Consider the following 13,656-nt stretch of genomic DNA (forward strand, 5'->3'; position numbering starts at 1 on the left):
CATACTTAATTTGTCACTGATTGTCGATAATCTAAATAACGTTGTTGTTTAGCCTTTGACCAAGTAGCCAACTGTTGCTGAGCAGCTTGTTGCTCCTGCAAGTCGCCAGAACTCAAGCGTAGGATTTTGGCAAAGTCTAATTGTTCCGTAGATAAGCCCCAGCCTTCTTTGCGTAAAGCATGATTTAATGATTTTTCTTGTTGCGACAAATCAACTGTTTGCGCCTTTTTTGGTCCCTCACGTTTTTTTGCTTGATAAGTTGCATAATCTTCATTAGCAATCTGAATCAAGATTTGCATCTCACTTAAAGTAAATAGTTCTTCAATGGTTGCATCTTGAGCTTTGATTTTTTTAATATAACGTAACAGCGTACTTTTGCTGAGATCAGTTTGCCTAACAATTTGTGCCCGATTAGCGCCCTCAATAAGCCAAGAGCGTAATTTTTTTTGCGTAGTTGCACTGACCTTGATCTGCGCAATTTTCTGAGGCTTATACATCAGAATTAATAATCCTTTCTTTGATGATTAATATCTCTTTTTATTATGAGCATCTTGCACTTAAATGCAACCCAAAGACCACTTTTCTGAATCATAAAAAAGCACTTGGTAAAAAACGGTCAATACCTATCTTTTTACCAGGTGCTTTAACTAGTTATCTTATTTAATAATAAAACCGCATACTCCAACTAGCATTAAAGATTTGTTGTGGTTGTAACAGATTAATGCCAAATTTATGTTCTAATTGACCATCACTATTAACAGTATCTGCCACGCCCCACCAAGGTTCCAGGCAAACAAAATCAGCTGTCTTAGGATAAGCAGACCAAACCCCAATATAAGGTGCATCAGTCGTCAAACTAATTTGCCAATTATCATTAGCCCATAGCTCAAAAGCATTGCGCCCTCGATTATGATAAACATAAGCGTCGTGAGCAAAACTATCTTCATTAAGTGGCATCATCGCCTTGGGCACCCAGGTATGATTAGTATCAAGCAAATGGTCTTCTGTAAAATCAATTCTACGTAGTCGCTCTGGATGTTGCAAAACCAACTTGGCTCCCGGAGCCCGATAATTAAACATAAAGCCCGGATGACCACCAATTGAAAAGTACATCGGGTGCGAACTCAAATTTTTCAAACTATAACAAACTTGAATTTGATCACCCACTAGTTGATACCCCACATACAGCGAAAAACTAAAGGGGTAATTGGACCCTTCTTGACCAACTTTTTTAGTTAATCCTAACTCCAATAAAGTCGGTTCTTGCGTCATTACGGTAAATTCTTGGTCACGAGCAAAACCGTGTTGTTTCATTGAATAAGTTTGACCCTGATAACGATAAGTATCATTTTTTAGTCGGCCAACAATAGGGAACAAGATCGGCGCATGTCGTCCCCAAATTGTTGGATCACCATTCCACATCCGTTGCGTCTGCGTTGGATCCTGGACGCTGACCACTTGGGCTCCCAAACTATCAACTTGAACAGTTAACTTTGTGTTTTGTAACGTGACAACAGCCATTAGTCCTCCTATAAGATATACTTAGTTAAATCACTATTATTAGCAATCTTGCCAACTTTATCTTCTACATATTCCTGCGTAATCATGATTTCACCCATCTGCATATCGGGTGCCTCATACATAATATCAGCCAAGACATTTTCCAAAATAGTTGCTAAACGACGAGCTCCAATGTTTTGATTTTCATGATTAACCTGATAAGCTAACCGCGCAATTGTTTCAATCGCTTCTTGCGTAAAGGTTAACTTAATGCCATCACTACCTACCAAAGCAATATACTGTTTAACCAAAGCATTATCTGGAGCTGTCAAAATTCGAACAAAATCTGCTTCCGTCAAATCGTCTAATTCGACACGAATTGGAAACCGTCCTTGTAATTCAGCAATTAAATCACTTGGTTTACTTTCAGCAAAAGCCCCAGAGCCAATAAACAAAATGTGATCCGTTTGAACGCTACCATATTTAGTATTGACACTAGAACCTTCAACAATTGGCAAAATATCACGTTGAACACCCTCGCGGGAAACTTCACCTGATGTTTTCTTATTGCCAGCCGTAATTTTATCAATTTCATCAATAAAGACGATTCCGTCATTTTCAGCACGCTGAATGGCAGCTTGATAAATCACATCGGAATCTACCAGCTTAGCTGATTCTTGTTCAATCAAAATCTCCCGTGCTTGACTAACTGGTAAGGTTCGCTTAATGGTTTTCTTAGGAATTAACGAGTCCATTGCGCCGTTTAAATCAATCCCCATTTGTCCCATCATATCATTCATCGGATTGATTTTTTTACTTTCCGATACTTCAATCGTTACTTCTTGATCTTCAAGTAAACCACGATCTAATTGTTCTTTCACGCTTAAACGTTGATCTCGAACTTCATCCGTGATTTCCTCATTACTATTAGCGGCTTGTGGTGTCTCTCCACGTGTCATCGCATTAAACGCCGACATGAGATCTTGTAAATTATTCATATTGGGTTGAGCTGCCTGTGTTTTTTTACCTGGCACTAATAATTTAACTAAAATCTTATCAGCTTGTCGACTAGCTTGTGAACGAACCTCACGATATTTTTGTTTTTCTTCCATTTTGACCGCAACATCGACCAAATCACGAATCATCGACTCAACATCGCGACCAACATAGCCCACTTCGGTAAACTTAGTAGCCTCTACTTTGACAAAAGGTGCTTGCACCACATCCGCCAAGCGACGGGCAATTTCAGTTTTACCAACTCCCGTTGGTCCAATCATTAAGAGATTCTTGGGTGTAATATCTTTTTGCATACTTTGCGATAATTGCATCCGCCGATAACGATTATATAAAGCAATGGCGACGGATTTTTTAGCTTGATCTTGACCAACAATATATTTGTCTAAAGCTTTAACAATCTGTTTGGGTGTCATTTGTTCTGGCATTGTTCTCTCCTAAATTTGATCCGTTAAAATACTCTTATTAGTGAAAATATCAATATCCGAGGCAATATTAATAGCTTCATAAGCAATTTCTTGAGCGGTCATGTCTGGACTGTGGCGAATCATAGCAATAGCGGCAGCTTGGGCAAAATTACCACCTGAGCCAATAGCAATTACATCCTCATCAGGTTCAATCACTTCACCATTACCCGAAATTAGTAATAAATCCTCTTGATTAAAAGCAATCATCATTGCCTCTAACTTTTGTAAAGTCGGATCTTTACGCCAATCTTGAGCTAATTCCACTGCGGAACGCTTTAAATTTCCGGCATAGCTTTGTAACTTCTTTTCAAACCAATCTTCTAGAGTAAAAGCGTCAGCCACACCGCCGGCAAAACCAATAATTACTTGATCATTAAAAATCCGCCGCACTTTATGTGCGGAAGCTTTCATAACGGTTTTTTCGCCAGCAGTAACTTGCCCATCTCCAGCAATTGCAATTTGGTTGTGATGTCTGACTGCACAAATTGTTGTCATAATTTACCTCAATTATATTTCATTATTCTTAATATTTTAGATTTTGTGAATTGTATTGGTTCTAAACCTTTGAAAATAAATTTAACTTGCTAAGCTGATTTGCCAACTTAGTAGCGGTTTATCTTGCTTTCAGACCATATATCTCAGTAGTCTCAAAATTTTAGTTTTCGAATTTTAAGCTTAAAAACCACTACAATTCTATGGTAACACTTTTAGTCAATGATCGTTCTAATCTATCCGAAGAAACTTTCAGCAATTTGTAGACAAGTGCTACTTTTGAACTTCTTCTTGATAATCGCCATTAGGACAGATTACTTGGCGACCACCCTTGACCTTCTTTTCAACTAGATAATGGTCGTCTTTAGGACAGTTACGACCAACAGGTTTATTCCAGTCCACAAAATCACAGTCCGGATAGCGCGAACAACCGTAAAATAAGCGATTTTTCTTCGATTTCCGTTCCACTACTTGACCTTCCTGACATTTAGGACAAGTCACACCAATTTCTTTAATAATGGCTTTAGTATTACGACAATCTGGAAAACGACTACATGCAATAAATTTGCCGTAACGCCCTAATTTAATAACCATCGGTGCACCACAAATGTCACAATTCATCCCAGCCGGTTCATCTTTAATTTGTAGCTTTTCAATTTGTTCATCGGCAGCTGTTAATTCCTTAGAGAAAGGTTGATAATACTCATCAACTACTTGGCGCCAATTTTCTTTGCCCGCTTCAATGCCATCCAATTCAGTTTCCAAATTAGCCGTAAAGTCGACATTAACAATGTCTGGAAAATATTGTTCAATTAAATCATCAACAATTTCTCCTAATTCCGTCGGTTCAAAACTACGACCATTTAATTTGACATAATAGCGTCTTTGAATCGTATCAATAGTTGGTGCATAAGTCGAGGGACGACCAACACCGTTTTCCTCCAAAGTTTTAACTAACGAAGCTTCACTAAAACGTGCTGGGGGTTGCGTAAAATGCTGTTCTGGATTGGTTTCAATTAATTTAACTTGTTGCCCTTCTACTAAATCTGGCAATAAATTATCTTTTGTCTTTTGATCATCTTTATAAAGCTTCAAAAAACCGTCAAATTTAATTTTAGAACCATTTGCCCGAAACTGAACATCATTTTGCTCAACGGTCACTGTCATCGTATCTAACACAGCGGGCGTCATCTCACTCGCCATAAAACGATTCCAGATTAAAGTGTATAGTCGTAATTGATCACGCGTTAAGATTTTAGCTAAAGATTGCGGCGTTCTTTGCACTGCAGTAGGGCGAATAGCCTCATGGGCATCTTGAGCGCCTTCGGGATTTTTCGTGGCATGAACCTTAGTGGCCGCATACTCTTCGCCGTATTCCTTTTGCAAAAACTGAGATGCTTCGTGCTTAGCAACACTTGCAATTCGCGTTGAATCCGTTCGCATATAAGTAATTAAACCAACATTGCCTTGTCGCGACCCCAGATTAATTCCTTCATATAGTTGTTGTGCTAACATCATTGTTTTCCGCGTTTTAAAATTCAACTTACGGTTAGCTTCTTGTTGTAAAGAACTCGTCGTAAATGGTGGTGCTGGATAACGTTTACGTTCCTTTTTTAACACCTTTGTCACATCAAACGGTTGTTTGCGATCTAATTGTCCTAAAACAGTTTGAACTTCTGCTTGCGAATGCAATTCAGTCTTCTTATGATGCACGCCATAAAAATTGGCATTAAATTGATTTTTCTTTAATCTACCAGCCTGAAAACGACTAGGAATCGTCCAATATTCTACTGGTTGGAAATTACGAATTGACTTTTCACGATCAATCACCAGTTTTAAGGCTACTGATTGTACACGACCCGCGCTGAGCCCCTTCTTAATTTTTTGCCATAAAATCGGACTAATCGAATAGCCCACTAATCGGTCTAAAATGCGCCGGGCTTGCTGCGCATCAACCAAATCCATATTAACATTTCGCGGATGCTTAAAAGCATCTTTAACCGCGTCTTTCGTAATTTCATTAAATACTACTCGGTTATCATCTGCTAAATCTAAATTTAATAAATGGGCCACATGCCAAGCAATCGCTTCACCTTCGCGATCAGGATCGGCTGCTAAATAAACTTTTTTAGCTTTTTTGGCTTCTTTTTTTAATTCTTTAATAGTATCCCCTTTACCTCGAATAGAGATATAAGTGGGTTCATAATCGTGTTCAATATCAACACCCATGCGACTTTTAGGTAAATCACGAACATGGCCTTTGCTGGCTAAAACTTTGTAATTACGTCCTAAATACTTTTCAATTGTTTTAGCCTTGGCCGGAGATTCGACAATTACCAAATTCTTTTTAGCCGGACGGCGTTTGGTAGTTTTTGAGCTAACCAACATGAAGCTCCTTTCCTTAATCAAGTCGCTTCAAATCATATGCCAGTCATTTCCTATTTGTCAAATTTTTTTGTTCAAGCCCTAACTCAGCCAATAAATCACCAGCAGCAAAATATGGTCGCGCTCCCGCCGCAATTAGTTCATTACAACCTTGGGATAACGAACTATCTAGCGGTCCTGGAGCGGCCCAAACGTTCCGATTTTCTTGCAGTGCCAATTGGGCCGTAATTAAACTGCCACTGCGCTTTTTAGCTTGTGTGACAACTAATGTCTGACATAAACCGGCAATAATGCGATTACGCTGTGGAAAAAAATATTTTTGTGGGTGCGTTGTAGGGGGATATTCAGACAGCAATAACCCTTGTTGGGCAATAGTCATTTGTAATTGCCGATTAACCGCCGGATAATAATAATCTAAACTATTACCCACAACCCCAATCGTTTGCCCCTGATTGTCTAAAGTTATCTGGTGACACCAACCATCTGCTCCCTTAGCTAGCCCGCTCACTGTCACTACTTGAGCTTGCACTAAAGCAGGAACTAAACTGTGTACGACTGTTTGCGTATAAAAACTACTTTGCCGCGCCCCAACAATTGCAACCGTTGGGCGATTCAATAACTGTAAATTTCCTTGGTAATATAGCAAAGCCGGTGGATTATAGATTTCGCGTAACTTTTGTGGATAAACAGCGTCCAAGAATGTTAAACATGGTGGCATCATGGGATAATCTTGTTGCAAGCGTTGCTGAAATAACGAGCGTTTAGTCACCGTTAGTTGCTGTTTCACAAATTGAATTAATTGACTAACGGAATAATGCTGCAAGCTTAATTGACAAACTTGCAGCATTATTTTGTTGCTCACACAACGGGTTTGGGATAATTGATATAATAATTGACGTAATTGCATAACAAACACCAGCTCCGTAATTTTTTTTAAATTACGAATTTACTGCCAAATATTTTTTGACAGGCGCAAATGAACGTCGATGAATTGGACAGATTCCTTGCTTCTGTAAACCTGCTAAATGAATTTTAGTACCGTAGCCAGCATTTTGGGCAAAACCGTAACCGGGATAAACCTGATCATACTTAACCATTAATTCGTCTCTATAAACTTTAGCCACAATACTAGCAGCACCAATCGAAACACTCCGCGCATCACCTTTAATCAATTTAGTTTGCGCAATGGGAATTGGAATCCGCATGGCATCAACTAATAGATGATCAGGTTGGACCAATAATTGACTAACAGCTTGTGCCATTGTTAACTCCGTCGCATGATAAATATTTTCTTGATCGATTAATTGCGGACTACCTACGGCTACACTAACATCAATGGCTTGATCTAGAATTTGCCCATATAATTCATGGCGCTTGTGATCACTTAATTGTTTGGAATCATTAATTTCAATTAAATTAACATCCGCAGGTAAAATAACGGCGGCGACAACTACTGGTCCCGCTAACGGTCCCCGACCAACTTCATCAATTCCGGCTACTAGTTGTTGTTGTTGCCAAAAAGGTTGTTCAAATTTTTGCCGTCGTAAAAAAGCCGCTTTTAACGCCGTCGTTTTAGTTAACTGGCGTTGATGCGACTGAGCTAATTTTTGCACGCCAGCGCGGGAATCTTGCGCCAACGTTTGCCAATCTGCACTCGTTAATGATTGCTGGCTAATTAACTCTTTAATCTCGTGAATCTTTAATTGTGACCATTCAGTCATTGATTTCTTGCACCCAATCTAGAGTATATCTACCCAATAATCCTTGACGCACATCATTAATAATTTTATGAGCCGCACGATCAAAATCCTGCTCAAAATGCCACTGAGTGGTCAATTGCACTAATAATTGGGCACCTGTCAGAGTTAATTGTTGGGCGGTTAATTGATACTTTTGTTGTAAAATTGTTTCATAGTGCTGTTGCCAAAATTCTAATGCATAAATAGCCAAGTCTTGTTGTGGAATAACTTTATCACTAATCGCTTGCGTCAAAGCTAAATTAAATCCGACTCGTTCTTGCGTGATTTTGGGCCATAAAACTCCTGGGGTATCCAACAATTCCAAATGGTGTTTAGTCTTTAACCAATTCTGATTTTTAGTCACACCGGGGCGATTACCCGTCACAGCCACTTTTTTACCAACTAATTTATTTAATAATGTTGATTTACCAGCATTCGGAATACCAATGCACATGGCGCGCACTGTATAATTTTTGACCCCGCTTTGTTGGTATTTTTTTAATTTTGGCGCCATTAATTGTTCAATTGCCTTCAGTAGCGGTTGTAACTGATTAGTATGCTGTGCATCCAAAGCAATAACTGATTGCTGTTTTGTTTGATAAAAATTAATCCAGGCCTTAGTCATTCGTTCATCGGCCAAATCAGCTTTATTCAAAATAATTAACCGAGGTTTGGAATTAATCATTTGATCTAAAACCGGATTCAACGAAGAAAAAGGCAACCGGGCATCCCGCACTTCTAAGACTAAATCTACTAATTTCAGATGGTCTTGGATTTGATTTTTAGCCTTATTCATGTGACCTGGGTACCATTGAATCGTCATGTCCTTATTTCCTTTCTAGTACCTTAAATGCTTGGTTCAACATTGGATCATGTCCTTGAGCCTTTTGCATTAAAGCTTGGGTTAAAGCTTGTCTAGTTTTAGCATCCAAATTACCACTTTGTTGTGGTAATTGCTGTTGTACTTGAAAGGCTGTCAATTGTTGTTGCGTAGTCGCATCCAACTGGCCGGTAACTGGAACTGCTAATCCCACAGCATTTAACACTTTTTGAGCAACTTTCACATCGCCGCTAGTTTGCTGAGCAGTAATCGTTTTTTGACTGGTAAAAGCATTAATATTTAAATAATCTGGATACTTAACTTTGAGTGTCGGTTCTAAGCCTTTGTGATTAATCCAAGAACCATTGGGGGTCAACCACTTAGCGGTAGTGATTTTCATCTCTGAGTCTGAACTTAACGGACTTAAAGTTTGCACCACTCCCTTACCAAAGGTCTTTTCACCAATCACTGGTATTTGTGCAGACTGCTTTAAGGCTGCTGCAAAAATTTCAGCAGCACTGGCGGTACCCTTATCAACTAAAACGACCGTCGGTAATTTAACTTTATAATTTTTTAAATATTTCGCACTAGCATGATACGTCTTCGTCCCATCCGTTCGTGAAACCATAGTCATTATCTTTTGACCATTGGTCAGAAACATACTAGAGGCCGCTAATGCTTGTTCCATAACTCCACCAGGGTTATTTCGAACATCAATAATTAACTTTTGGGCACCTTGACGTTGAACTTTTTGTATTTCTCGCTTCAGCTCACTAGCAGTATGTTCGGAAAATTGGGTAATCGTAATTTCGGCTACTTTGCCATGATGATTAACCACTTTGCCCATTACCGTCGCCACTTTAATTGGTGCCCGAACCAAAGTTTTAGTAAAGGTTTGTGTGCCGCGTCTAATTTCTAAATGAACTTTGGTCCCTGCTTTACCACGGGTCAATTGCGAAGCTTGATCAACTGTCATTTTTTGCGTGGAATGTTGATTAATTTTGGTAATAATATCTTTAGTTTTTAAACCGGCTTTAGCCGCTGGTGATTTCGGCATTGCTGAAACAATTTGAATGCCAGCATTAGCTTGTTCAATCGTAGCTCCGATCCCAGAAATTTTCCCAGAAATATTACTATTGAATGAATCTTGATCTTGGTCCGCCATAAACTCCGAATAAGGATCATCCAAAGACTCCAGCATTCCCTTAATTGCACCATTGATTAGCTTTTTAGAAGATACTTTCTGATAATAATTTTGATTAATTGTTTCATATACTTGTTGAACTTGGCTAAAATTACCCATAGAACCTTGATTCTTAAGTTCCACTGCCATAAAAATAAATGCGCCAGCAACCCCAATTAAAATTCCACCAACAATGGAAAATATTACTGTTGACCAAGAAAACTTTTTTTTCATGCCGAATCACTCGTTTCTTTAAGAATTAAAATGTGCCTGGGACTCTTGATATTTAGCAAAAGCCTGATCATAAATGTCCATTGTCGGTAAATACGATCCATTCAATTCCAGATATTCCGAAATTTCTGTATAGTCTTGCGCTTGTTTTGGAAAAGTTTGGTCAAAAAAAGCCGCTTCCGCAAAATGAGCAATGGGACTAGTACTATTAGGATTTCGTTGCGTCATTAAATATTCATAAAAAGATTTTTCCATCAACTAACACTCCTAAAACTTGCTCGAATAAACACTAACGACAATTTTATTTTTGTGCAAATCTAAATCTTTGACTTTAAAATAATAACCACTGTCATTTTGATAATCTTGTAAATTAATATTGATTAATTGCTTACTGCTATTAATGCTTACCCAAGAAGGAAAATGATAATTATGTTGAATATAACCGAGAACAAAGCCCAACGGAATACCCAAGTGACCAATTTTTAGATGTTGGGCTTTTAATTGGACACCACCACTAGCAGTGGGAAAAGAAGCCGTTTGTAGCTGAAAATCAATTTTTGACCCTAACAAATCAGCACTCCCCACTAACGAAATGTGTTGATCAAATTTTAAATGATATTGAATATCCTTACTGTTTAAATATTCATTAATATAATGATTTGCTAGCCTCTGTGCTTGCTGCTTAGTTAACGTTACTTCAAAAACTGGTTGAGAATCATTGGCTGGTGCAGGTTGTTTAGAAATAACCGCAGAATCAATCGGGCGCGTTACAGCATACCACATACCCGCACCTCCCAGAATCAGGATTGCCACTAATATTAAAAAAGCCCATTTCCACCAATTACGTTTTGTATCTACACTGCGTCTCATTTTAAATTAATCCACTCCTTTTGGCTTAATTGCAGTTGGTGCCATAATTTTTTGGTCATTAACTGATAACCTTGATGATTGGGATGAAAATAGTCTTTCGTATATAACAACGGATTTGTTGTTGTTTGTTCTTTTTTCGAATATTTCAATTTTTTAGGTTGAGCAATAGCTGACACATCCACAAAATGCATTCGATAATTATTATGGGCTAAATTTTTGCTGGATTGATTCCATTGCAAAACCGCCTGCTGCACACTCCGAGCTTTTTTAACATAAATAGCATACGGATTATAAATGCCAATCAAATAAATCGGCGCTTTATCATTATAGCGCCGAATAGTCATCACCATTTGAGACATTTGTTGCACATAAGCATCATTAGCCGCTTGAAATTGTTGATTGGACAAATTTAACCCATGTTTTTGTAAAACATGCATAATATTATTACCACCAGCTGTCAGGATAACAATATCACTTTTCTGCAATGCTTTTTTGAGAGCAGCGTTATGTTGAACCCGCTTTAAAATTTGTCCGCTCGTTTCACCACTAATACCAAAATTTCGCATTTTTACTCGGCGATGACTGGCTATTCTTAAAGGTTTTTGAATCAAATGCGTATAACCACCTTGATGGTGACCGTCACCAACGCCATAAGTCAAAGAATCACCCACAGCCACCACTTTTAAAGTAGTTGTTTGACTCTTAGCAGCAACTTGATGAACGTGAATGTTGACTAAGCTAATAGCTAACAAAAAACTAATGAGAATCTTTATTTTTTGCAAAGTTAACTCCTTCAATTTATCAAATTGTTAACCGCTTATTATTGCCGATAATAAATAATCGCAAAGGCACCCTCGCCAGTATGGGTCATAATAATCGGACTAGTTAGTTCAATTGTGGTCTTAATCTGCGGAAATTGAGCTTGAACTTGTTGTTTAATTTGCTGCGGCAAAGTATCATCACTCACATAAGACATGCCAATTTCACTAATTTGGTCGCCATGTGCATCAATATCTTCAATACGTGATTGAATAAAATTCTTAATCACTTTAATTCCGCGTCCCTTTTTGGCAATCGTCAATTTATGATTTTGTAACTGCACAACCACATCAATATTTAATAATGACGTCAATGTCGCCGCCATTTTGCCTAGACGTCCGCCTTTAATAATATTTTCTGGATGGGGAATACAAACGTATAATTGCGTTTGTTCAGCAATATGTTTAATCGCGGGTAAAATTTCGGCCACTGTTTTTTTCTGCTGTGCCATTTTCGCAGCTGCTAAAACTTGAAAAGCCATCCCTCGATCTGTTGAACCACTATCAACCACGGTCACTTTGGTGGAAGTCAACTCTGCTGCTTGCTTGGCAGCATCTACCGTACCACTTAATCCCTTAGTCAAGGTAATGGCCAATACCTCACTGCCATCTTGACCTAATTTGTTAAAGGCCTCGACAAAGCGACCGATGGGTGGTTGACTCGTTTTCGGAAAATTAGTACTAGCCAACATTTTTTGGGAAAATTCCTGGCGAGTAATGTCTTGACCATCAACATATTGTTGATTATCAATTTCAACAGTTAATGGCACTACTGTAATTTGATAGTCTGTAATTTCTTTTGGTGTCAGTTGCACAGAAGAATCTGTTAAGATTTTTACATTTGTCATTTGTGGAAACCTACCTTTATCATTTCAGGTCTTTAAGCTATAATCTCTAAAAGAGTTGTTTACTTAAAGATTGTATCAAACGTTCACAACTTTAGCACATTTTTATTAATTAAAGGAGCGCTTGTCTTGACCAATATTTTTGCCAAACCTCAAAAAACTTCGAAAATTTACCGAATTACTAACGAAATCTTCAGTGCCATTACTCACGGAATCGGTCTACTACTGGCAATCGCCGGTACTGTATTATTAATTATTAAAGCTGTCCATCAGCACCCCATGGCTAAAACTTTGAGCGCCTACTTAATTTATAGCTGTACACTTATTTTTTTGTATCTTTGTTCAACACTTTTTCATAGTCTTTACTTTACTAAAGCTCAACACATTTTTCAGATTCTAGACCACAGTTCTATCTTCTTATTAATTGCGGGGACTTACACACCTTTTTGTCTACTCGGAATCCCCGCACCATTTAATATTGTTTTATTAAGTACTATTTGGATCATTACTATTGGTGGTATCATTTACAAAATTTTTAACTTGGGCGCGCACCCTATCATTGATACTAGCCTGTACGTTATCATGGGATGGTTAGTCATTTTAGCCATGAAGCCCCTACATCATTCCTTAGGTACTACTGGAATTTTGCTCCTGTTTTTTGGAGGAATTGCCTTCACTATTGGCGCTTTACTGTATACAATGCGGGGTATTAAATACATTCACGTTATTTGGCACATCTTTGTGATGCTGGGTACCACTTTGATGTTTTTCTCAGTTTATTTATTTTTATAATGATCTCGCCGTTGATAAACTAAAAATTCATGAGCCCAAAGATTTTGGTCATCAACTTGACCAGTTTGTCGCTTAATGAGTTGAAATTGTTGGTAATCAATGGGAATCATCCACGTATCGCCGCTAAATTGTGCGGCGATTTTAGTTACATATAAACGTTGAACTTGCTGGGCAAACATAGTAAATAAAGCTGGTCCTCCAAAGATAAATACCCGCTCATCGTGACTAATTAACTGCTCAATTTCCCTTTGCGAGGTCGCCACGGTTAAGTCGGCTGTTTGCGAAAATTGCTCAGGAAAATGTGTCAAAACGATATTTCTCCGTTCTGGCAAAGGTCGCGCATGAGGAAAACTACGCAAAGTTTTAGAACCCATCACGATTGTACTGTGTAGCGTTGTTTGTTTTAAATAATGTAAATCTGCTGGTAACTGCCACGGCAAATGCCCGTTTTGGCCAATTAAGTGATTTTGATCTTCGGCCCAAATATATGCTAGCATGCT

At 38.3% G+C, this 13,656-nt stretch carries 15 protein-coding genes; 1 reads left to right on the plus strand and 14 read right to left on the minus strand.

Annotation, left to right across the window (positions count from 1 at the left end; translation table 11 throughout):
- Nucleotides 1-5: 5 nt before the first annotated feature.
- From AC3B6Y_RS00660 to AC3B6Y_RS00720, 13 genes are all read right to left on the minus strand, one after another.
- Nucleotides 6-497, minus strand: coding sequence for a hypothetical protein (locus AC3B6Y_RS00660; protein ID WP_489791146.1), 492 nt, complete (start codon nt 495-497; stop codon nt 6-8).
- Between the two features lie 163 nt (nt 498-660).
- Complete coding sequence (locus AC3B6Y_RS00665; protein WP_489791147.1) at nt 661-1,521, minus strand: aldose 1-epimerase family protein; 861 nt, start codon at nt 1,519-1,521, stop codon at nt 661-663.
- A gap of 8 nt (nt 1,522-1,529) precedes the next feature.
- On the minus strand, nt 1,530-2,942 hold the full coding sequence (gene hslU / locus AC3B6Y_RS00670) for an ATP-dependent protease ATPase subunit HslU (RefSeq protein WP_489757932.1): 1,413 nt from the start codon (nt 2,940-2,942) through the stop codon (nt 1,530-1,532).
- A 9-nt stretch (nt 2,943-2,951) separates the two neighbouring features.
- The gene (gene hslV, locus AC3B6Y_RS00675) at nt 2,952-3,476 is read right to left on the minus strand and encodes an ATP-dependent protease subunit HslV (protein WP_489791148.1); all 525 of its coding nucleotides are present in this window, start codon (nt 3,474-3,476) and stop codon (nt 2,952-2,954) included.
- A gap of 270 nt (nt 3,477-3,746) precedes the next feature.
- Nucleotides 3,747-5,861 (minus strand): type I DNA topoisomerase, encoded by a 2,115-nt coding sequence (gene topA, locus AC3B6Y_RS00680; RefSeq protein ID WP_489769748.1) that lies wholly within the window; start codon nt 5,859-5,861, stop codon nt 3,747-3,749.
- Nucleotides 5,862-5,904: 43 nt separating this feature from the next.
- Nucleotides 5,905-6,765 carry a DNA-processing protein DprA gene (gene dprA / locus AC3B6Y_RS00685; protein WP_489791149.1) on the minus strand — a complete coding sequence of 287 codons (861 nt, stop codon included), beginning with the start codon at nt 6,763-6,765 and terminating at the stop codon, nt 5,905-5,907.
- 31 nt (nt 6,766-6,796) lie between these two features.
- The gene (rnhB, locus tag AC3B6Y_RS00690; protein WP_489791150.1) at nt 6,797-7,579 is read right to left on the minus strand and encodes a ribonuclease HII; all 783 of its coding nucleotides are present in this window, start codon (nt 7,577-7,579) and stop codon (nt 6,797-6,799) included.
- Entirely contained in the window at nt 7,572-8,420 is an 849-nt protein-coding gene (ylqF, locus tag AC3B6Y_RS00695) for a ribosome biogenesis GTPase YlqF (RefSeq protein WP_489757927.1), read from the minus strand. Before ylqF ends, rnhB begins: the two co-directional genes overlap by 8 nt.
- Nucleotides 8,421-8,424: 4 nt before the next feature.
- Nucleotides 8,425-9,834, minus strand: a complete 1,410-nt coding sequence (locus AC3B6Y_RS00700; protein ID WP_489769745.1) for a S41 family peptidase — start codon at nt 9,832-9,834, stop codon at nt 8,425-8,427.
- A gap of 18 nt (nt 9,835-9,852) precedes the next feature.
- The gene (locus tag AC3B6Y_RS00705; RefSeq protein ID WP_489757925.1) at nt 9,853-10,086 is read right to left on the minus strand and encodes a YozE family protein; all 234 of its coding nucleotides are present in this window, start codon (nt 10,084-10,086) and stop codon (nt 9,853-9,855) included.
- 12 nt (nt 10,087-10,098) lie between these two features.
- A complete protein-coding gene (locus AC3B6Y_RS00710) occupies nt 10,099-10,701 on the minus strand; it encodes a YpmS family protein (protein WP_489757924.1) in 603 nt (200 codons plus the stop codon).
- Nucleotides 10,698-11,483 carry a GDSL-type esterase/lipase family protein gene (locus AC3B6Y_RS00715; RefSeq protein WP_489775420.1) on the minus strand — a complete coding sequence of 262 codons (786 nt, stop codon included), beginning with the start codon at nt 11,481-11,483 and terminating at the stop codon, nt 10,698-10,700. Before AC3B6Y_RS00715 ends, AC3B6Y_RS00710 begins: the two co-directional genes overlap by 4 nt.
- A 38-nt stretch (nt 11,484-11,521) precedes the next feature.
- Nucleotides 11,522-12,367, minus strand: a complete 846-nt coding sequence (locus AC3B6Y_RS00720; protein ID WP_489757922.1) for a DegV family protein — start codon at nt 12,365-12,367, stop codon at nt 11,522-11,524.
- A 126-nt stretch (nt 12,368-12,493) separates the two neighbouring features.
- Between AC3B6Y_RS00720 and trhA the strand changes: the two genes are divergently transcribed.
- On the plus strand, nt 12,494-13,156 hold the full coding sequence (gene trhA, locus AC3B6Y_RS00725; RefSeq protein WP_489757921.1) for a PAQR family membrane homeostasis protein TrhA: 663 nt from the start codon (nt 12,494-12,496) through the stop codon (nt 13,154-13,156).
- Here trhA and AC3B6Y_RS00730 read toward each other — a convergent pair.
- Complete coding sequence (locus tag AC3B6Y_RS00730) at nt 13,141-13,653, minus strand: dihydrofolate reductase (protein WP_489757920.1); 513 nt, start codon at nt 13,651-13,653, stop codon at nt 13,141-13,143. The genes trhA and AC3B6Y_RS00730 overlap by 16 nt on opposite strands.
- Nucleotides 13,654-13,656: the final 3 nt, after the last annotated feature.

The organism is Bombilactobacillus sp. ESL1092, from assembly GCF_058107465.1.